At 58.8% G+C, this 18,547-nt stretch carries 19 protein-coding genes; 10 read left to right on the top strand and 9 right to left on the bottom strand.

Annotated elements, in window-relative coordinates:
• Positions 1-7: 7 nt before the first annotated feature.
• The 7 genes from ABIQ96_RS26040 to ABIQ96_RS26010 are packed head-to-tail and all read right to left on the bottom strand — an operon-like array spanning position 8 to position 6,288.
• Positions 8-799, bottom strand: a complete 792-nt coding sequence (locus ABIQ96_RS26040) for a DUF1295 domain-containing protein (RefSeq protein WP_348217592.1) — start codon at positions 797-799, stop codon at positions 8-10.
• Positions 796-1,317, bottom strand: coding sequence for a DUF2062 domain-containing protein (locus ABIQ96_RS26035; protein ID WP_348217591.1), 522 nt, complete (start codon positions 1,315-1,317; stop codon positions 796-798). Before ABIQ96_RS26035 ends, ABIQ96_RS26040 begins: the two co-directional genes overlap by 4 nt.
• Positions 1,314-2,615, bottom strand: coding sequence for a cyclopropane-fatty-acyl-phospholipid synthase family protein (locus tag ABIQ96_RS26030; protein ID WP_348217590.1), 1,302 nt, complete (start codon positions 2,613-2,615; stop codon positions 1,314-1,316). Before ABIQ96_RS26030 ends, ABIQ96_RS26035 begins: the two co-directional genes overlap by 4 nt.
• Positions 2,612-3,406, bottom strand: a complete 795-nt coding sequence (locus ABIQ96_RS26025; RefSeq protein ID WP_348217589.1) for a DUF1365 domain-containing protein — start codon at positions 3,404-3,406, stop codon at positions 2,612-2,614. The genes ABIQ96_RS26030 and ABIQ96_RS26025 overlap by 4 nt, the downstream gene beginning before the upstream one ends.
• Positions 3,403-4,659, bottom strand: coding sequence for an FAD-dependent oxidoreductase (locus ABIQ96_RS26020; RefSeq protein WP_348217588.1), 1,257 nt, complete (start codon positions 4,657-4,659; stop codon positions 3,403-3,405). Before ABIQ96_RS26020 ends, ABIQ96_RS26025 begins: the two co-directional genes overlap by 4 nt.
• Positions 4,656-5,651 (bottom strand): acyl-CoA desaturase, encoded by a 996-nt coding sequence (locus ABIQ96_RS26015; RefSeq protein WP_348217587.1) that lies wholly within the window; start codon positions 5,649-5,651, stop codon positions 4,656-4,658. The genes ABIQ96_RS26020 and ABIQ96_RS26015 overlap by 4 nt, the downstream gene beginning before the upstream one ends.
• A 13-nt stretch (positions 5,652-5,664) precedes the next feature.
• Positions 5,665-6,288: a nuclear transport factor 2 family protein gene (locus ABIQ96_RS26010; RefSeq protein WP_348217586.1), complete on the bottom strand. Its 624-nt coding sequence runs from the start codon at positions 6,286-6,288 to the stop codon at positions 5,665-5,667.
• A 263-nt stretch (positions 6,289-6,551) separates the two neighbouring features.
• Between ABIQ96_RS26010 and ABIQ96_RS26005 the strand changes: the two genes are divergently transcribed.
• A complete protein-coding gene (locus tag ABIQ96_RS26005; RefSeq protein ID WP_348217585.1) occupies positions 6,552-8,099 on the top strand; it encodes an exo-alpha-sialidase in 1,548 nt (515 codons plus the stop codon).
• Positions 8,100-8,173: 74 nt separating this feature from the next.
• Here ABIQ96_RS26005 and ABIQ96_RS26000 read toward each other — a convergent pair whose 3' ends face one another.
• Positions 8,174-8,428 carry a hypothetical protein gene (locus ABIQ96_RS26000; RefSeq protein WP_348217584.1) on the bottom strand — a complete coding sequence of 85 codons (255 nt, stop codon included), beginning with the start codon at positions 8,426-8,428 and terminating at the stop codon, positions 8,174-8,176.
• A gap of 131 nt (positions 8,429-8,559) precedes the next feature.
• Here ABIQ96_RS26000 and ABIQ96_RS25995 point away from each other — a divergent pair, with 131 nt between their 5' ends.
• The 9 genes from ABIQ96_RS25995 to ABIQ96_RS25955 all read left to right on the top strand — a co-directional run bounded on the left by ABIQ96_RS25995 (position 8,560) and on the right by ABIQ96_RS25955 (position 17,565).
• Positions 8,560-8,844, top strand: coding sequence for a hypothetical protein (locus ABIQ96_RS25995; RefSeq protein ID WP_348217583.1), 285 nt, complete (start codon positions 8,560-8,562; stop codon positions 8,842-8,844).
• A gap of 56 nt (positions 8,845-8,900) precedes the next feature.
• Positions 8,901-9,647 carry a 3-oxoacyl-[acyl-carrier-protein] reductase gene (gene fabG, locus ABIQ96_RS25990; RefSeq protein WP_348217582.1) on the top strand — a complete coding sequence of 249 codons (747 nt, stop codon included), beginning with the start codon at positions 8,901-8,903 and terminating at the stop codon, positions 9,645-9,647.
• Between the two features lie 35 nt (positions 9,648-9,682).
• On the top strand, positions 9,683-10,153 hold the full coding sequence (locus ABIQ96_RS25985) for a histidine phosphatase family protein (RefSeq protein ID WP_348217581.1): 471 nt from the start codon (positions 9,683-9,685) through the stop codon (positions 10,151-10,153).
• An 84-nt stretch (positions 10,154-10,237) separates the two neighbouring features.
• Complete coding sequence (locus ABIQ96_RS25980) at positions 10,238-11,032, top strand: AAA family ATPase (RefSeq protein WP_348217580.1); 795 nt, start codon at positions 10,238-10,240, stop codon at positions 11,030-11,032.
• A 212-nt stretch (positions 11,033-11,244) separates the two neighbouring features.
• Positions 11,245-12,273, top strand: coding sequence for a rod shape-determining protein (locus ABIQ96_RS25975; RefSeq protein WP_348217579.1), 1,029 nt, complete (start codon positions 11,245-11,247; stop codon positions 12,271-12,273).
• A 27-nt stretch (positions 12,274-12,300) separates the two neighbouring features.
• On the top strand, positions 12,301-13,113 hold the full coding sequence (mreC, locus tag ABIQ96_RS25970; RefSeq protein WP_348217578.1) for a rod shape-determining protein MreC: 813 nt from the start codon (positions 12,301-12,303) through the stop codon (positions 13,111-13,113).
• Positions 13,114-13,117: 4 nt separating this feature from the next.
• Positions 13,118-13,702 (top strand): hypothetical protein, encoded by a 585-nt coding sequence (locus tag ABIQ96_RS25965; protein ID WP_348217577.1) that lies wholly within the window; start codon positions 13,118-13,120, stop codon positions 13,700-13,702.
• A gap of 4 nt (positions 13,703-13,706) precedes the next feature.
• Positions 13,707-15,926: a penicillin-binding transpeptidase domain-containing protein gene (locus tag ABIQ96_RS25960; protein WP_348217576.1), complete on the top strand. Its 2,220-nt coding sequence runs from the start codon at positions 13,707-13,709 to the stop codon at positions 15,924-15,926.
• A gap of 52 nt (positions 15,927-15,978) precedes the next feature.
• Entirely contained in the window at positions 15,979-17,565 is a 1,587-nt protein-coding gene (locus ABIQ96_RS25955) for an Rne/Rng family ribonuclease (RefSeq protein WP_348217575.1), read from the top strand.
• Between the two features lie 370 nt (positions 17,566-17,935).
• Here ABIQ96_RS25955 and ABIQ96_RS25950 read toward each other — a convergent pair whose 3' ends face one another.
• Positions 17,936-18,535 carry a transposase gene (locus tag ABIQ96_RS25950; RefSeq protein ID WP_348217574.1) on the bottom strand — a complete coding sequence of 200 codons (600 nt, stop codon included), beginning with the start codon at positions 18,533-18,535 and terminating at the stop codon, positions 17,936-17,938.
• Positions 18,536-18,547: the final 12 nt, after the last annotated feature.

The following is an 18,547-nucleotide window of genomic DNA, read 5'->3' as shown; positions in this document are numbered from 1 at the left end:
AAATCGGTTAGCCCATCCGCTTCGGCGGCCAAGGGATGAAGGAGCTGGTGGTTTCCTGATAGCGGCGGTAGGCGTCGCCCTTTCGCCTAACGGCGGAAGCCTCGGTGGGTGGAATGCCGGTCACTTTCAGCAGGAGAAAAACGATGATCGCGGGTGCGTGGATCGTGGTCCAACCCCAGGCGGATCCACAGGCATAGATGTAGAATCCCAGCCAGATCACGGATTCGAAAAAGTAGTTCGGGTGACGCGAGTAGCGCCACAGGCCTTTCTGGCAGATTTCCTTTTCACCGGGATTTCCTGATTTGAACCGGGTCATCTGCGCGTCCGCCAAAGCCTCACCGCAGATTCCTAACAAAGTGATGGCGAGTCCCACCGATTCCCATGGACTCCAGGCGCGGTCGCGATCCGCGGCGATGAATAAAAACGGCAATGCCAGGATGACCACCGAAAGCGCCTGGACTTGGAAAAACCAGAAGAACGCGGCCGGCACTCGCCCGGACCAAACTTCGCGCAGCTTGGTATATCTGGCGTCTTCCTGCGGATGCGCCCTGCGAATGCGGCGTTCCAAATGCGAACCAAGCCGCAAGCTCCACATCGCGAGAAGGCCGCCGGCCAGCCAGAGTTTCACACTCCCGTCGCCACACGCGGCGAGCCAGAAAATCCCGGTGAAGCAGATGCCGAATGCCCAGACGGCATCGACAAGGGAATAGTTGTCCCATTTCCGCGCCAATCCCCACGCGATGATGAACGCCACGGACATTGTGGCGGCACCACAGACAGCGGCGAGCCACGGAGTCATTTCACGACCTCCTTGCGTTTTTCCAACGACTCAGCAAGTCGCCTAACACCCGGCGTGATCGCCCACTTGATCAGGACAGCAGCCACCGGCGCAATCAGCAGCCAGGCACTGACGCCATGCCATGCCGCCATGCCGAAGTCTCTAGCGAACTGAAGCGGGTCTGCTTTGAATTTTCCGAGCAATTCAGGAATCGAAAAGCTGATCAACGGCGCTCCCCAGAGCCGCTCTCCCAGACGGATGAAGACGAGGATCAGCGCCAAATGGAGAGGATACATCGCTTCCTTGAATACCTGCAACAGGACGTGGTTCAAACAGAGCGCCCAGCCAGCCAACAAACACAGCAAAGTGGGTGTGCCCATGACGGGGAAAACCCCGAGCACGATTCCGAGGGCAATGGTCCACGAAATCCGCTCGGCGGACATTCCTTGGCCGAGTTGCACTTTCACCGGTGCGACGAACCAGCGCCGCCAACAGGTTTCCCGGGAGCCTTCGATCATGTCGCCGGTGCCCGCCATCATCCCCTGCCCTCCTCGAATCGATGATGCAGCGTCGCGTTGTTAGGCCGGGTGTAGATCGCCTGAACCACAGAGATGTTGCGCGTGGCGAATGCAGCCTCGCAGTATTTCAGATAGTAATTCCACGACCGGATGAACGGCTCGTCGAAACCGAGCGATCTCACCCCGGCCTGCGCTTCGTTGAACCGATCATACCACGCGGAAAGGGTCCGCGCGTAATCCGCGCCGAGGTCTTCGAGGTCGTGCATGAACAAGTCGCCGGTCCGATACAGAACATCATTGATCCGTCCCACGCTGAGCAGAAGCGAGCCGGGGAAAATGTGTTTTTGAATCCAGTCCACCCCTTTGCTCAGGGCGGCGTAGCGGCAATCCGGCACGGTGATCATCTGGACGCCCAGCAATCCATCGGGTGTCATCACTTCGGCACATTTCGCGAAGAACGAATCGTGGAATTTGTCGCCCACCGCCTCTAACATTTCAATCGAGGCGATCTTGTCGAACCTGCCGGTGATGTGGCGGTAATCCTGGATGCGAATCTCGATCCGGTCTTCCAATCCTTCGTCAGCGACCCGCTGCCGGGCGTAGGTTGCCTGGGCCTCGGAGATCGTGACGCCAGTGATCTTACATCCGTAATTTCTCGCCGCATGCACCGCGAATCCGCCCCAGCCGCAGCCGATTTCCAGAACGTGGTCGCTGAATTTCAGCTTCAGCTTGCGGCATATGGCATCGTATTTTCCACGCTGCGCATCTTCGAGACTTTGGGTGGCGCTTTCGAATCTTGCGCTGGAATAGGTCATGCTGGGATCGAGCCACAAGCGGTAGAAATCATTCCCGAGGTCGTAATGTTCGGCGATGTTCCGGCGGCTGGTGGCCACGGTGTTCTCGCGGCGAAGATGGCGAAACCAGTTGACGATTTGCAAAAGATTCACGCCGGGGAGATTGCCCGATGATCTGGCAGCACCTTTGAGCGCGTTCATGTTTTCGATGAACCAGGAAATCACCGCGGCGATGTCATCCGTGTCCCACAGGCCGTCGGTGTAGGCCTCGCCCATGCCGATGTCGCCGTAAAAGGCGCAGCGTTTGAAAAACGATTCATCATTTCTAACCACAACGCGCGCGGTAACAGGCGCGCCGGGTGCGCCGAAGTAACGGATGCGTCCGTCCGCATGTTCCAGCCGCAATCCGCCGCACGGCATTTTTTCGAGCAGGCGGATCACCATCCGTTCGGCAAATCCGCGGGTGGCATGGCTGGCGGACTCGCTTGGGACCAATTCGTCTTCAAGTTCGATGGTGGCGTTCATGGCAGGTTTTTCTTGAGGCTTGAGTGAGGTCTCATCACGTCGAGTTGCGCTTCCCGCCGCTCGGATTTCCGGAAAAACGGCACCTTGCGAATCCACAGCAGAAGCGCGTGCCAATGGATGAGACCGATGATTTTCAGGGACAACAGCGGGTATTTGAATGCATATCCTAGCAGCCGGAGCGAAGTCAGCTCGCGACGTTCTCCACGGACGGAACTCAGCAGGACTCGCTCTCCCGCGGAGTAGTCGTCGATATTCACCCGCCACGTTTCGCCGGGAATTCCGAGTTTGAAATCGAACTCGTCGCCGGGATCGGAAAACGGCGAGACGTAGAAATCCTTGGCCACTCTTTGCTGCCACAGGTCGTCGGCACCGATGGATTCCATGGCATAGAGTTTCATTTCTCGGAACGTGTTCACCACTTCGGCAACAGCGGCGATGGGTTCGCCAGAATTCGATTCCACGTAGTAAAACGAAACCGGATTGAAGCCATAACCCAGCACGCGCGGGAACGTCAGCAGGCGGATCTTGGCATCGTTGGGACAGGAAATTCCTTGACCCTCCAACCATGAATTTAGATTCCCCCGAATCCCGCCCGATTTTCCGAGATCGACATGGTCCTTGTCGTCGATTGAAAATAAATTGAAGCGGTTGTGGCTGAATCCGAAGGTGCGCTTTCCCAACGTGGGAAGGTCGTCGATGTCCACGCTGAACATGAACACGCGGTAAGTGAACGGGTTCCGCTTGGGCTTCAAGCGGCAATGGACGATCGTGCATTCGTAAAGCGCGTTCATGACCAAGGGTCCCTTCCAAGGATTTCGGTGCAGACATTCACGGCCGACCACAGGCCGTCCTCGTGGAATCCGTAGCGTTGCCACGCACCGCAAAAATAGCGATTCGTTTCCCGCCCCACCTGATGAAGCCGGGGCAGATCCTGCTGGGCGCTGATCGCCGCCAGATCGAACAACGGATGCTCATAGACGAGCCGCCGCTTGATGGATGCCTCGGCTGGCTGCGACGGTGGATTGATTGAGACGAAATACTGCTCCCGGTCGGAAACGCCCTGGAGCTCGTTCATCCAGTAGTGGGTCGAGTGGCTTCCATCTCCGTCGATTCGATAGTTCCATGCCGCCCAACACCGGCGCGTCTTCGGCATGAATTTGGGATCTGTATGGAGAACCGCGACATTTTCCTGATAGTTGAATTTCTCCAACAGCTCATTCTCCATGTCGGTGGGATCGGAAAGCATTCGCAGCGCCTGATCCCCGTGAGCGGCGATCACTACGCGGTCGAATACGCGCTCGGTTCCATCTTCGAGTTTCAAGGTCGATCCGTTCACCGCGAGTATTCCGGCTCCCTGATGGATCCGGTCTTTGAAAGGGGCGGTCAGTTTCTCGACATAGCTGCGTGATCCTCCATCGACCGTGCGCCACGGGTGCTGGGTGTCCAGACCGAGAAATCCGTGGTTGTGCCAGAAGCGCATGAGCGTGCGGGCAGGAAATTCATCGATCCGTTCCGGCGGGCTGGACCACACCGCCGCGGCCATCGGTGATAAATACCATTTGAGAAAATCCCGGCCATAGCCGCGTGCCTTCACGTAGTCACACAAGGTCATCTCGCCGAATTTTGGATCTGATAATTCTTCAACAGTCTCACGATTGAAGCGGGCGATCTGCAACAGCATCCGCCAGTAGCGGAGGTTAAAAAGGTTCCGGCGCTGGCCGAACAGGAGGTTAACGCTGCCACCGTTGAATTCCAATCGATCCGCCGTGTTCTGGACGCTGAACGACATCGAGGTCGGTTTTGTCGCAACGTCCAACTCACGGAACAAACGCGTGAGCAGCGGATAGGTCACCTCGTTGTAGACCATGAATCCCGTATCGACTGGGACCGTCGTTCCACCTTCGTCCACCATCACGGTGTGTGAATGTCCGCCGACCCGGTCATCTTTTTCAAACACGGTGATGTCGTGATCACGGTTGAGGAAATGGGCACACGCCATTCCCGAGATGCCCGATCCGACGATGGCGATCTTTTCCCGCTTCATGTGCTGCGTTGTGGAGATCCTTGGGGAGTTAGACCTTCTTCAATGACGGCTTGGGGAACCGGGCGCAGGTCCCAGATCAAGCCTGTCCATGAGAGGAATTTCAAACCGTAGTAGGTCAGGTCCAGTTCCCACCAATGGAAGCCCTGCCTGACGGAGTGCGGATAGCGGTGGTGGTTGTTATGCCATCCCTCTCCAAGGGTGATGAAGGTGAGCAACCAACTGTTGCGGCTGTCGTCGTCGGTTTCATAGCGCCGCCGGCCCCAAACGTGGGCCAGCGAGTTGATAAAAAGGGTACCGTGAAGAAGCACCGTGGTGCTGATGAAAAACGTCCAGATGAAGAACTGGCCTGTCGTCACTCCGGCGCTGGGGACAAAGGTTTCCAATCCCCAGCCGATGGCGAGCATGACCAGTCCGTAGGCGAAGGGCACCGTTTGGTCGAAACGGTTCAGGAACATCAGCTCGGGGTATTTGCTCAGATCTGGAATCGCTTTATAACAGGTTGGGAAATTTTTCATCGAGGTCAGCCAGCCGATGTGCGACCAGACGAAGCCGCTGATGACGGGCGAGTGAATATCCTCATCATGATCCGAATGCTTGTGATGGTGGCGATGGGTGGCCGCCCACCACAAGGGACCGCGCTGCATGGAACTGTTTCCCAACACCGCGAACAAGAACTGGACAGCGCGCGAGGTCTTGAACGTCTTGTGGGAAAAATAGCGGTGATAGAATCCGGTGATCGCAAACATTCGGATCAGATAGAGAGCGACTGCCGCCACGACCGCAACCGGGCTGATTCCCACCCAGAAGACCGCGAGGCAGCCGAGGTGCAGGAAAATGAAGGGCAAGGTCCGCTGCCAATTCACCTTCGCGGGTAGCAGTGACGGATCCGGCAGGTCCTCGCGCCGGTAGTCCGAGTCGAGCCATTGGCAGAGCGTGAGGATGAAGACACCCCACGGGCCTGACTTCTTCGTTAGAGGATCCTTTATGTTCATCGGATTGGGCTTTTCAATTCGCTTCCAGACGTTTGCGGACGAAGCCGATCGCACCGCCGACGACGGGCAGATGGGCATAGAAATTTTTCCCGGAGTCCCAGAAATCGCGATGGAACTCGACCTTGCCTTCGCGGTTGAAACGGATCTGGCTGATGCCCACGGAATGCACCGGCTTGCCCCCGCTCAGAGCGGGCGCGCCGAACACCATGGTCCAACGGACGTAGTAGTCATTTCCCGAGCGGGCCATGTCGTCGATGGTGACCTGATAGCTCGTCATGGTTTCACTGGTTTTGGTGAAATACTGCTGGATGTCCGCCGCGCCGTGATGAACGACCAGCGTGTCGTCGAGATAGGCATCCGACGCGTAAACTTTCAGGGTATTTTCACGAACGAATTTCACGTCGCCGATTCCCTGGAGAAAGGATTTGAATCGCTGAAGCGCGGCGGCCTCGCCGGGGCCGTCGGGTTCCAAGCCACTCGGTTTCACGCTTTCCATGGCCTTGCGATAGGAGGAAACATCGTCTTCCGAGTGATTCGGAGCCGCGCAGGAAACGAGAAACAGCGTCACGGCAACCAAGGCGAGGACGACTCCCGCGAGAAAAGTCGCAACCGGGTGGAATATGAGGGATTGCATCATCTGGCGGGACGTCGCCCCGCATCCGGAACCGCGCAAGGGTAAATCAGTTGGCGCCGGATATGATCACTGTTTCCGGATTTTACCCAACAGATCCTTCGTTCCGGCGCTTCGCATACATTGATCGATTGCAATGGCGATCTCGATTCGCCACAAGCGATCCAACAAGATTCCGGCGGGGCCTGCGCCAAACGCAGCGATCAACGTTGCGCAAAATTTCCGCAAAAACATTCGCAAGGTTTGCCGTTAACCTGCGTTTAGGGGGCATGAAATGGTGGGAGATCTCGGGAGTGGCGATGGTGTTGTGGATGGGGAATCCAGCGATGGCACTGGAAACGGAAGCGATGCGGGTCGCAGAGATCAAGGTCGTCCAACCGGTGGTGCCGGTGGTGATTCGCAATGAGATCAATCCGGTGATCGGCTTCTGCATCCGCACGGAAGGCTCGACTGAGACGAAGTCACTGGAGTCTGTGGGGCTGATGTTGAAGGGGAGCGGAATTGAATCGGCCGAGATCCTAACGGGAATAGCGGAGCCCCCAGAGAAGTTCGGAAAGCGTTTAGGGGAACGAATGCCAATCACCGGCGGCGAAATGACGGTTTCCGGGAAGCTTCCCTTGGTTCCCGGCGAGAATTGGTTTTGGTTGTCCGTCCGGCTTTCGCCCGCTGCGGATAGCGACGGAGTTATCGATGCCGCGGTTTGCCGATTGAAGGTTTCGGGCGAGGAAATCGGCGTCCCGGACGGCGATCCCGCAGGAACCCAACGCATCGGCACGGCGGTGCGCTTGCCCGGTGACGATGGAGTGAAGGCTTACCGCATCCCCGGGCTGGTGAGGACCACCAAGGGAACTCTTGTCGGCGTTTACGACATCCGGCACAACAATGCCGCGGATCTGCCGGCGGACATCGATGTCGGTGTTTCACGCTCCACGGACGGCGGCCGGAAGTGGGATCCGATGCGCATCGCCATCGACATGGGGAATGATCCGAAATTTGCGTATGACGGCGTTGGCGATCCCTGTGTGTTTGTCGATCGGGTGAACGGGCGGATCTGGATTGCGGCATTGTGGAGCCACGGAAAACGGTCGTGGAGAGGATCGGAGCCGGGGATGACGCCGGAGGAGACGGGCCAACTTGTTTTGGCTTATAGCGACGACGATGGAAAATCCTGGTCCAAGCCGCGCAACATCACCAACGAGGTAAAGAACCCTGCCTGGAGGTTGTTGCTCGCCGGGCCAGGCACCGGAATCACCCGGCGCGATGGCACGCTGGTTTTTCCCGCGCAATTCCGCGCGGCCGATGGCACACCGTTTTCCACGATGATCTGGTCGAAGGATCGTGGTGAAAGCTGGCACATCGGGACTGGTGTGAAGACTAACACCACCGAAGCCCAGCTCGTCGAACTCACCGACGGATCGATCATGATCAACTGCCGTGATGACTGCGGAGGATCCCGCACGGTGGCCGTCACCAATGACCTGGGCGAGACGTGGCAACCGCACTCGAGTGATCGAAAGGCCCTGCCGGAGCCGGTTTGCATGGCGAGCCTGCTGCGGGTTCCAGCGGAGAACGGCACGGCGCGCTTGTTTTTCTCGAACCCGGCATCGACCCGGGCCCGCGACACGATGACGCTGAAAATGTCCGAGGACGACGGCGTCACTTGGCCGGAGAAATTCCACACGCTCTACGATGTCCGCGGCGGATTCGGATATTCCTGCCTCGCGCCGGTGGACGACGGGCATCTGGGCATTTTGTATGAGGGCAGCGGCGGGTTGTATTTCCTACGGATCGCGATCCCGGAAAGCGGGGCCAACTAGGTGGCATCGACCTATCAGATACTGCGGGGACGGAGCGGGTGCTTTTTCCGGAATGAAAATTCACAGGGGCAGGATCATTTTTTCCGAAGCTTCCCCAACAGATCCATGACTCCGGCGCTCTTCAATCCGGGATCGACGTAGGCTCCGAGGCAGTGAAAGAGAAAATAATAGAAGCGGCAGCTCGCCCAGATGCAGATGAGCAGCAGGCCGGTTTCCTGCCAGAGCGGGAGGTCGGCGAGCAACTGGAGGGAACCGGCGAGCAGCGCGAGGACAGCGAAGAGGATGCCTTTGGCAACGATCCAGCGCTTGTCGGTCAGGTCGGGTCCCATGGTGGGATTTTCGCTGAATGGACGAGGGCGTCCATTCTCCATATTGGAATACGCCGGATTTTTTCCATCCGGGAGCATTCGCGTTGCGTCGCGGCGGTTCGCAGTGAAAATTCCGGCTCACGAAACCAGAAATGACAAACCAAGTCCAAGCCATCGAGGTCGAAGTGGTCGAGGTCGACGGAATTACCGCGCCAGCCCGATTCGAACCGCGTGAGGAATCCCCTTCCCGCCAGCCGGGTCAGGATTGGCGACAGTGGCAGGGCCGGGTCAGAACGCTGGACAGTCGGTGGTGGCCGCTATGGGTTTTCCTCGGGGCAATCGCGCTGGTGCTGTTATTAACGCTCGGCGTCGTCATCGGCGTGATTTTCATCATTTTCCGCATCATCAAGGGGATTCTGAATGCGATCTTCGGCTGAAGTCCCGGAGCATCGCCGGAATTGACACCCGGCCCTTTCCGTCGCCAGTTTCCGGCATGTCACGTTTTGCCAACAAAGTCGCTGTCGTCACCGGAGGAGGTCGTGGAATCGGCCAGGAAATCGCCCGCGCGCTTGCCGCGGAGGGAGCGAAGGTCGCGGTGGTGAGCCGCAGCGCGTCGAGCTGTGGAAAAGCCGCGGAGGAAATCAACGCGTTGTATCCCGGATCCGCCACCGCCTACGCCGTCGATGTCTCCGACCATGCCGCCGTGCAGGAACTCGCGAAAAAAATCGGCGAGGATCTCGGCACCGTGAACATTCTCATCAACAACGCCGGAGTCACCCGCGACGGTCTGCTGATGCGAATGAAGGAGGAGGATTGGGATACCGTGTTAGACACCAACCTCAAGGGCGCATTCAACACCGTCAAAGCCTTCATGCGGGTACTGATGAAAGCCGAGGACCCGCGCATCATCAACATCGCCTCGGTCATCGGACTGATCGGAAACGCGGGTCAGGCGAATTACTCCGCGAGCAAGGCCGGCTTAATCGGTTTCACCAAGGCGGTCGCCCGCGAGCTTGCCGGACGCTGCGTGACCTGCAATGCCGTCGCTCCGGGATTCATCACCACCGACATGACCGACGAACTGCCGCAGGCGGTCAAGGACGCGGTGATCGGGAAAATTCCGTTAGCCAGCTTCGGAGAAACCAAGGACATCGCCGAAGCGGTCGTCTTCCTCGCAAGCCCGGCCGCCAGATACATCACCGGACAAGTCCTCGCCGTCGATGGCGGGATGACGATGTAAGCCGTATTCCTAACACTCAAACATCCCACAAAATCATGGAACTCATCCTCCTCCGCCACGGTCTCGCCGAAGACACGCACGTTGATGGTGATTTTTCGCGGGCTCTGATGGAAAAAGGCCGCGAACAAGCGCGCCGCGCCGCGAAACTTCTCAAGAGCGCCGACAGGCTTCCCGCCATCGTTCTAACTAGTCCTCTGATCCGCGCCCGCCAGACGGCGGAGGAATTCTGTGAGACCGCGGGGATGCCGGGCGCGGTGCTCCAAGGCTGGCTCGCCTGCGGGATGACTCCGGAAACGGCGATGACCGAACTCACCGCGTTCCGCGATTTCAAGAGCGTCGCGATCGTCGGCCACGAGCCGGACTTTTCCGAATTGATCCAATGGATTCTCGGTTCCGATGGCGGCGGCATTGAAATGAAGAAGGGAGCGATCGCCAGTCTGAAAATCTCGCCGCCCTCGCAATACGGCACGCTCAACTACCTCATTCCGCCGAAGCTGGCGAAGTAAAGCGGTCCCGACAGCGTTCATTTCGCATCCTCCTGCGGTTTTGATTGCCACCGGCACGGTCTCCCGAAAGAGTTTCCCCGCCGCATGAAAGTCGTCGCCATCGCTAACCAAAAAGGTGGCGTGGGTAAAACCACCACCGCCCTGAATCTCTCCGCCGCCCTCGCGCTGCGTGGCCAGCGGGTGCTTCTGGTCGATCTCGACCCGCAGGCGAACTGCACCAGCGGCCTCGGCATCGAGGTTCCCGATGGCTGCAGCATGTATCCGGTGCTGATGAACGAGGCGACCGTCCAACAACAGATTCTGCCGACCGGCCGCGAAAATCTCTCGCTGGTGCCTTCGGAAATGGACCTGGCCGGCGTGGAAATCGAGCTTGCCCGCAGCGACGACCATTTGACCCGCCTGAGAAACATTCTTCAAGGGCTCAAGCCGAACGACCTTTTCGAATACTGCATCCTCGACACTCCGCCGTCGCTGGGGGTGTTGATGACTTCCGCGTTGGCCGCTGCCGATGAAATCCTGATTCCGCTGCAATGCGAGTGGTTCGGGCTCGAAGGGCTGGCGAAAATCGTGCACGTCATCGACCAGATCCGCGGTTCGGATGCAAATCCGGGCATCAAGCTCGAAGGCATCGTGATGACCATGTATGACGGCCGGACGTTGCTTTCGCGGCAGGTCGTCGAGGAGGTTTCGAAGTTTTTCCCGGATCAAATGTATGCGACGATGATCCCCCGGACGATTCGGATCGGCGAGGCACCGAGCCACGGAAAAACCATTTTCGAACACGACGGCGGTGGGCTGGGAGCTCAAGCTTATGGCGCGATGGCGGATGAATTTCTCACCCGCCACGCCGCGGTCGGACCGTTGCTCGCGACCCGTTGATTCTGAACGCGTGGAACATCGGCAGCTCCAGCGAGGAACACGGATTCCCGCTTGACCTCCGTGCGGCGAATGCAGACGTTAGCCCACTTCTCTGCAAGGCGTCCTGCCTTCCCGCTTCAGTTCGTTAGGCCAACGCGCCGGATTGAAGTGGCAACCGGACTCCGGGGAAATCCAAATTTTTTCCACTTACTCTCTCATTTTCAACACGATCCATGTTCAAAAAGCTTTTCGGAAATTTCTTTTCCAATGATATAGGCATCGACTTAGGCACGGCAAACACCCTGATCAACGTCAAGGACCACGGCATCGTTTTACGCGAGCCATCTGTCGTAGCAGTCAAAGCAGGCACCAATGAGGTGCTTGCCGTCGGCGATGATGCCAAACGCATGCTCGGCCGGACGCCGGGCAATATCGTCGCGATCCGCCCGTTGAAAGACGGCGTCATCGCGGATTTCGAAGTCACCGAGGCGATGCTCCGGCATTTCATCAAAAAGGTGAACAAGGGCCGCCGCTCGAATCCGCGGGTGCTGATCGCGATTCCGTCGGGCATCACCGAGGTCGAGCGCCGCGCGGTGCGAGAGTCGGCTCTGCAAGCCGGAGCGCGCGAAGTTTATCTCATAGAGGAACCGATGGCCGCGGCGATCGGCGTGGGACTCCCGGTGCAGGAGGCATCCGGAAACATGATCGTCGATATCGGCGGTGGCACGACGGAAGTGGCGTTGATTTCGCTTTCCGGCATCGTTTATGCCCGCTCGGTCCGCACCGCTGGCGATGAGCTGGACGAGGCGATCATCCAATACATGAAGCGCGCCTACAACCTGATGATCGGTGAGCGCACTTCGGAGGAAATCAAGATCCGTCTCGGTTCCGCCGCTCCCCTTCCCAAGGAATTGACCATGGAGGTCAAGGGCCGCGACCTCGTGGCAGGCCTCCCGAAAACCATCACCATCACCTCGCAGGAAATCCGCGAGGCCATGGCGGATCCGCTCAGCACGATTGTTGACGCCGTCCGCACGACTCTCGAACGCTGCCCGCCGGAACTCGCCTCGGATCTTGTTGATCGCGGCATCGTGCTTGCGGGCGGAGGAGCGTTGCTCAAGGGGCTTGACCGCCTCCTGCGTGAGGAAACCGGGCTACCCGTCCACGTCGCGGAGGATCCCCTCAGCGCTGTGGCCGAAGGCACAGGCAAGGCACTTCAAGAGCTCCCTCTCCTGAAGCGGGTCGCCAGCATGGACCGCTAACCGGCCCCTTCAAGACCCACCCCGGCCATGAAGCCGCTCAATCTCATCGCCCTGCTGCTCTTCCTCGGAGGTGCCGTCTGGGCATTCACCCACAGCGACCGCGCCGTCCGCGAGGTGCAGGACGTCTATTTCTCGGCGATGGCGCCGTTTTTGAAATCAGGTTCTCAGTTAGAAACTTACAGCCGGAAGTTCATGGAGGAAACCCGGCATTCCAAGGAACTCGAAGTCGAGCTGGATACCACCCGCGGCGAGGTCGGCCGGTTGCAGATCATCGAGTCGCGCTACCGTGATCTGGAGCGCGAGAACGCCCAACTCCGACATGCGTTGGATTTCAAAAAAGCCACCCACTTCGACGTGGTCGCCGCCCAGGTGATCCGCCGCCAGCCGACCACCTGGTGGCAGACCGTGGACATCGACGCCGGTGAGGAGCACGGCATCGGCACGCAGTTGGCGGTGCTGTCCAACGAAGGACTGGTTGGCAAGATCGACCGGATCTATCAGAAGCAAAACCGCTCTTCAGTCTTGCTGCTCACCGATGAGAAATGCCAGGTCTCCGCGCGGGTCGAAGGCTCGCCGGAAGTCGGCATCCTCAGCGGCCAGCGCGGACGTTTCGACGGCAGTCCGCTGCTGCGACTCAGATTTCTATCAACCGACGCCGATCTCCATCCGGGACAGCGAGTCTTCACCACCGGCCGGGGAGGCATCTTCCAGGCAAACATCTTACTTGGAACCATTGACTCCGTCGAAAAAGGCGCTCTGGATTCCGAAGCTCTCGTCCGGCCGTCGGTGAACTTCGCGGATCTTGGCACGGTTTTCGTCGTGCTTTCCGCCGATCCCTGACCCCGTGATCCGCTACTCGTTCATCACCATCCTGCTCCTGCTCGCCTCTTTCGTGGTGCAGCAGTTTTTGCCAGCGTTCACGGGTATCCATCATTCGCGGATTCTGCTAGTCCAACTGGTTTTCCTGTGCGCCGCGGTCACCGTCGGCCAGCCGACGATGTTGCTGCTTGCCTTCATCGGCGGGTTCTTCTGGGACGCCCATTGCTGGCTCGGGCCTCACGGCGGCGATCCCGAGGTTTACAGCCAGCAGGTCGAGTCGCTGCGTTTCGGTTATTCGATTTTCCTGTTCGGCGCGATGGGGTTCCTGATGCAGGGAATCCAACCGCTTTTCAAACAGGGCAAATGGCAGTTCTCCGCCCTGCTTTCGGGCATCGCGATCTTTCTCTATCTGGCGGCCGAGTATGCCATCATCAATTTCGTTCGCGGCGACTTCGTCCTCTCCAAGGCGACGGTCATGCAGATGGTTTTCACCTCGCTGCTGACCATGTTGTTTTCCCCACTGGTGTTCTGGCTGCTCTTCCGCGTTGCCAGCGCCTGCGATCATTCGATCAATCCGGAAGCCGGCAAGAAACGCCGCCGCTCATTCTAACATCATGGAACCAGGCTATCGACTCCGGCTCTACCTGCTGACGGCCCTCGTGCTCGTCGGGTTCGGCACGTTGTTGTCACGACTCTATGAGTTCCAGATCGAGCGGAAGGACTATTTTCTCCAGCTCGTGCCCGGAAACCGCAACGTCACCATCCGCGAGCCCGGCATCCGCGGCGAAATCACCGACCGCAACGACATTCCCCTCGCCCGCAACCTGCGCCGCTACGAAGTCTCGTTCAACCTCGACGAAATCCGCCAGGCTTACATGGCCCAACATGCCGAGGAGCCGAAAAAGGAAAGCATTGTGACGGAAAAAGGCCTTCCGCGCAGCCACACGGAAAAGGACATCGTTGCCATCGTCAACGAGGGCACCATCGAACGCCTGCGCAAGCTCGGCCTGGCGAAGAACTACCGGGCGAGCAATCTCAAGACCCACTACATCACCCACGGCGGGCTCATTCCGTTCAGCTATCGCGCCGATCTAACTTACGAGGAGTTTTCAAAATTCGCGGAACACAATCTCGACCTGCCCGGAGTTTACCTAAGCCTCCGCCCGCAGCGCCAGTATCCCTACGGCGCGCTCGCCAGCCATGAACTCGGCTATCTCAAGCAGTGGGAAAAAGGCGACGTCCCGGAAAGCGCGACCCGCAAGTACGACCACTACATCGGCGATGACAAGGGCATCGCCGGAGTGGAGGCCACCATGGACGATTTCCTGCGTGGTCCCGAAGGCAAGAAAACCGTCGTGAAGGATGAAAAGGGCCGCACGATCAAGGTCTCGGACTACATCAAGCCGGGCGTCGGCGCGAACGTCAAGCTGACCATCGACGCACCCGTTCAATATCTGTTGGAAAACACGCTCCGCCACGCCGGCCGCGCCGCCGGCATTGTGATGGACGTGAACACCGGCGAAGTTCTGGCCATGGCCTCGGTGCCCGACTTCGACCCTAACGATTTCTTTCCGAGCATCACCCAGAAGAATCTGGACGACTACAAGGCGAACAAGCTCAGCCCGCTCTCGAACCGCGCGATTTCACGTTTCACTCCCGGTTCCACCATGAAAATCCCCACCGCCATCTCCGGGGCGCTGGAAGGCATGGCGAACAAGCGCTTCAACTGCAACGGCTACGTCATGTACGGCAACGCCAAGGTCGGCTGCTGGATCTACAACATGCACGGCGGCAGCCACGGGAATCAGAATCTATCCGAAGCGATCCAGCACTCCTGCAATCCCTATTTCAACACCCTCGCCAACTCCATCGGCTGGGAGAAGATGGTCACCGGCTGCTCCATGGTAAGCATCGGCCGGCAGACCGGCATCGAGCTGCCCAAGGAAGATCCCGGGATCCTTCCCGGCAGTCGGGCATGGCGCGCCATGTTCCCGACCGCCACGATGACGCAGCACGAAGTCGCCGGACTCTCTATCGGCCAGGGCACCTCGATGGCCACCCCGCTCCAGATGTGCGCCGTCGCCGCCACCGTCGCCAACGGCGGCAAATACTATAAACCCCGCATTGTCAAAGAAGCGGTCACGGTGGATGGCAAAGTCGTCGTCGAGGATGTGCCGAAACTCCAGGTGGACCTCATTCAATCGGGCATCAAACCCGAGGACTTCGAACTCATCCGCAAGGGAATGCGGATGTCCGCCAACGAACCCGGAGGCACGTCCGGCAAGATCAAACTCCCCGACATCCTCATCGCCGCAAAAAGCGGAACCGCCCAAACCTCGGATTTCGGAAAAAAATCCAACAACTCATGGATCATCAGCTTCGCTCCCTATGATCATCCAAAATATGCGGTCTGCGTCATGGTCCAGAACGGCGCCTCCGGCGGTGGCGTCGCCGGCCCGCTGGCAAATCTAATCTATCGCGGCCTGTTCGCACGCGACAACAAGGGCATCCGCCTGCCCCTGAAGCCTCAAACCAAAGTGCCGGGATACATCGGAGAGCTGGTGAAGACCATCGAGATTTCACCGGAAATGATCGCCGCCGTGGAAGCCGGTGACACCGATCCCACCCCGGCCGCCATCTCGTCTGCCGCTTACGCGCCGCCGGTCGATCCTGCTACCGAAGAAGCTGGCGAAACGGGCGAGGAAGCCGGCGATCTAACCAACGCCATCCAGCCGCCTCCCGTTAGCGACGTCACCCCCGCCCCGACCATCACTCCCGAAGTGGACGCCGAGGGCTCGGTCATTCCCAAGGCGGTTCCCGTCAAAGACCCGTAAATTTTCCCCAAAACCATCATTCAAAACCTCAACCCTACTTACCCCTATTAACATGATCCAACACATCAAGAGACTCCTCGGAATCGGCAAGCCCGACCCGACGAGAGGCAATTCCATCGTCGTCAACGTCGAGAAACTCGAACGTCGCGTCGCACTCCTCGAAGACGGAGTTCTGGAAGAATACACCGTCGAACGCGAAGGCGACCAGAACATCGTCGGCGGCATCTTCAAGGGCCGCGTCAAAAACATCGAGGGCGGCCTCAAGGCGATGTTCGTGGACATCGGCCTCGACAAGAACGCCTTCCTCCACTTCTGGGACGCCATCCCCGCCGCACTCGACGGCGGCCTTGAGGAAATCCAGCGCGAGGGCAAGAAGAAGCAGCAGAAGAAAATCACCTCCAAGGACATTCCCGACATCTATCCGATCGGATCGGAAATCGTCATCCAGGTTTCAAAAGGCCCCATCGGCACCAAGGGACCGCGCGTCACGACTAACATCTCGATGGCCGGACGCTACCTCGTCCTCATGCCCTACACCGAACAGTTCGGCATTTCCCGCAAGATCGAGGATCCGAAGGAGCGCCAGCGTCTGCGCAAGATCGTGCAGAAACTTCAGGTCCCCGAAGGCATGGGCATCATCATGCGCACCGTCGCCCAAGGCACCCGCGCCCGCCACTTCGTCCGCGACCTTCACATGTTGTTGGAACAGTGGGATGAAATCGAAGCCCGCCGCGCGAACAATCCCGCCCCCGCCTGCGTTTTCCAAGAACCCGGTCTGATCGAACGCACCGCCCGCGATTTCCTCACCGACGAGATCGACCAAGTCATGTGCGACGACCAGGCGACCACCGAGATGATCCGCGAGATCGCCGGGAAAGTTTCCCGCCGCGCCAAGCGCCGTGTCCACTACGTTCCTAGCAGCACCCAGCCGATTTTCGAAAAGGTCAACATCCAGAAGCAGATCGACGAGGCATTCTCCCGCCAGGTCTGGCTGAAATGCGGTGGCTACATCGTCATCGATGAAACCGAGGCGCTCATCGCCATCGACGTCAACACCGGCCGCAACCGCGGCTCGAAGGACGTGGACAAGATGATCCTCGAAACCAACGTCGAAGCCGCCGAGGAAGTCGCCCGCCAGCTCCGCCTGCGCAACATCGGCGGACTGGTCGTCATCGACTTGATCGACATGCGCCACCGCAAGGACCAGCAGACGGTTTATAAGGCGATCAAGGAACGTCTCAAAAAGGACAAGGCCAAGACGCAGGTCCTCCAGATTTCTCCGGTCGGTCTGATGGAAATGACCCGCCAGCGACTCAACGAATCGCTGCGGGATTCGATGTACGAGCCCTGCCCGTATTGCCAGGGCCGCGCGCGCGTGAAGACCCCGATGACCATGTCCGTCGAGATCCAGCGCCGCCTGAACACGGTCATCCAGAAACACCGCGAATCGATCGGCGACATCATCGTTATCGTCAACAGCGATGTCCTCAACCGCTTCAAGAGCGAGGATGCCAAGCTGCTCGTCGAACTCGAACGTTCCCACTCCGGCCGTCTGATTTTCCGCTCGGATCCAACGCTGAACCGCGAACGCTTCGCCATCATCGACGCGACCACGGAGAAGACCATCGACCAGGGTTGATCCCACCACCTCAAACCGGCCGGGTTCCGCAAGGAGCCCGGCCTTTTCATTTGGCAGCGTCGGCCCCAACGGAGCGACAGACACCTCTTCAGCCCCAACGGGGCGACAGACGATAGCCCCGGGCATCGCCCGGGGTTCGATGCAACGATGATCTTGAGCCCTGAAAGGGCGGCACAATGGAGATCCGGCGGCGGGAAGATGCGCCGCACTTTCAGCGCTCGTTCTCTCTATCGAATGATTCCCAGGGCGGTGCCCTGGGCTGTCCTATTTCGCCCCGTGTGGGGCAAAAGAAATAAGGAGTCGGGACCTTATTGTCCCGTCTTCAGGCGGATGGAGAATAGGAAGAGGGGGACAATAAGGTCCCCCCTCCTTATATCGCCAGTGCTCGCTCGCCTTCCCATAGCGTGAAAGTGCCGGCCTTTAACTTTGCGGGGTTCCGGCGGATGTAACGCACGGCGTTCGCGAAATGTCCGCGATCTCGGATCAGTGTATCCCGATAGTTTGCCTGCCAGATGCCGCCCTGTTCGAGACGGCGGGCCGAGGTTCCTTTCCAAGCTTTGATCAGCTTCTCAATCGGGATCATCGGAGTGAATAGCAGATGCAGGTGATTCGGCATGATCACCCACGAGTGATGCTCCACCCTCTCACCCTGGAAACGCATGAGAATCTCCTCCATCACTTCGCGATGTGCCTGATTCCTGAACAAACAGGAACCCGCGCCCTCATCCAGCAAGCCTTCCATCTTCCAGGTGAAACGCCGATGATAGTCCTTTTCCTGCTCTGGCGTCCATGGCTTCGGATGATGGGAAAGCCAGATGGCGTGTTCCTCTTTCCATTGGCGGAGCTTCGTGGCGGGCATCGCATCTCCCAGCCGGAACGTCACGAACTGCATCACCTCCCCTTGTTGCCAGTGCGGCAGCTTGGACCCATGTTTCAAGATCTCACCCGAGTCGTTGAGAAAATCCGACATGCCAGCTTGATA

This window comes from Luteolibacter sp. (assembly GCF_039920825.1).
Taxonomy (GTDB): Bacteria; Verrucomicrobiota; Verrucomicrobiia; order Verrucomicrobiales; family Akkermansiaceae; genus Luteolibacter.
The sequence above is the reverse complement of the archived record's forward strand: the minus strand, read 5'-3'. Positions and strand labels throughout refer to the sequence as shown.

Coding starts and splice junctions, on each gene's coding strand:
- ABIQ96_RS26040 (WP_348217592.1), bottom strand. CDS start 799: ATGACTCCGTGGCTCGCCGCTGTCTGTGGTGCCGCCACAATGTCCGTG.
- ABIQ96_RS26000 (WP_348217584.1), bottom strand. CDS start 8,428: ATGGGACCCGACCTGACCGACAAGCGCTGGATCGTTGCCAAAGGCATC.
- mreC (WP_348217578.1), top strand. CDS start 12,301: ATGAAGCCGCTCAATCTCATCGCCCTGCTGCTCTTCCTCGGAGGTGCC.
- ABIQ96_RS26035 (WP_348217591.1), bottom strand. CDS start 1,317: ATGATGGCGGGCACCGGCGACATGATCGAAGGCTCCCGGGAAACCTGT.
- ABIQ96_RS25955 (WP_348217575.1), top strand. CDS start 15,979: ATGATCCAACACATCAAGAGACTCCTCGGAATCGGCAAGCCCGACCCG.
- ABIQ96_RS26015 (WP_348217587.1), bottom strand. CDS start 5,651: ATGAACATAAAGGATCCTCTAACGAAGAAGTCAGGCCCGTGGGGTGTC.
- ABIQ96_RS26005 (WP_348217585.1), top strand. CDS start 6,552: ATGAAATGGTGGGAGATCTCGGGAGTGGCGATGGTGTTGTGGATGGGG.
- fabG (WP_348217582.1), top strand. CDS start 8,901: ATGTCACGTTTTGCCAACAAAGTCGCTGTCGTCACCGGAGGAGGTCGT.
- ABIQ96_RS25975 (WP_348217579.1), top strand. CDS start 11,245: ATGTTCAAAAAGCTTTTCGGAAATTTCTTTTCCAATGATATAGGCATC.
- ABIQ96_RS25995 (WP_348217583.1), top strand. CDS start 8,560: ATGACAAACCAAGTCCAAGCCATCGAGGTCGAAGTGGTCGAGGTCGAC.
- ABIQ96_RS26025 (WP_348217589.1), bottom strand. CDS start 3,406: ATGAACGCGCTTTACGAATGCACGATCGTCCATTGCCGCTTGAAGCCC.
- ABIQ96_RS25960 (WP_348217576.1), top strand. CDS start 13,707: ATGGAACCAGGCTATCGACTCCGGCTCTACCTGCTGACGGCCCTCGTG.
- ABIQ96_RS26010 (WP_348217586.1), bottom strand. CDS start 6,288: ATGATGCAATCCCTCATATTCCACCCGGTTGCGACTTTTCTCGCGGGA.
- ABIQ96_RS25950 (WP_348217574.1), bottom strand. CDS start 18,535: ATGTCGGATTTTCTCAACGACTCGGGTGAGATCTTGAAACATGGGTCC.
- ABIQ96_RS26020 (WP_348217588.1), bottom strand. CDS start 4,659: ATGAAGCGGGAAAAGATCGCCATCGTCGGATCGGGCATCTCGGGAATG.
- ABIQ96_RS25985 (WP_348217581.1), top strand. CDS start 9,683: ATGGAACTCATCCTCCTCCGCCACGGTCTCGCCGAAGACACGCACGTT.
- ABIQ96_RS26030 (WP_348217590.1), bottom strand. CDS start 2,615: ATGAACGCCACCATCGAACTTGAAGACGAATTGGTCCCAAGCGAGTCC.
- ABIQ96_RS25980 (WP_348217580.1), top strand. CDS start 10,238: ATGAAAGTCGTCGCCATCGCTAACCAAAAAGGTGGCGTGGGTAAAACC.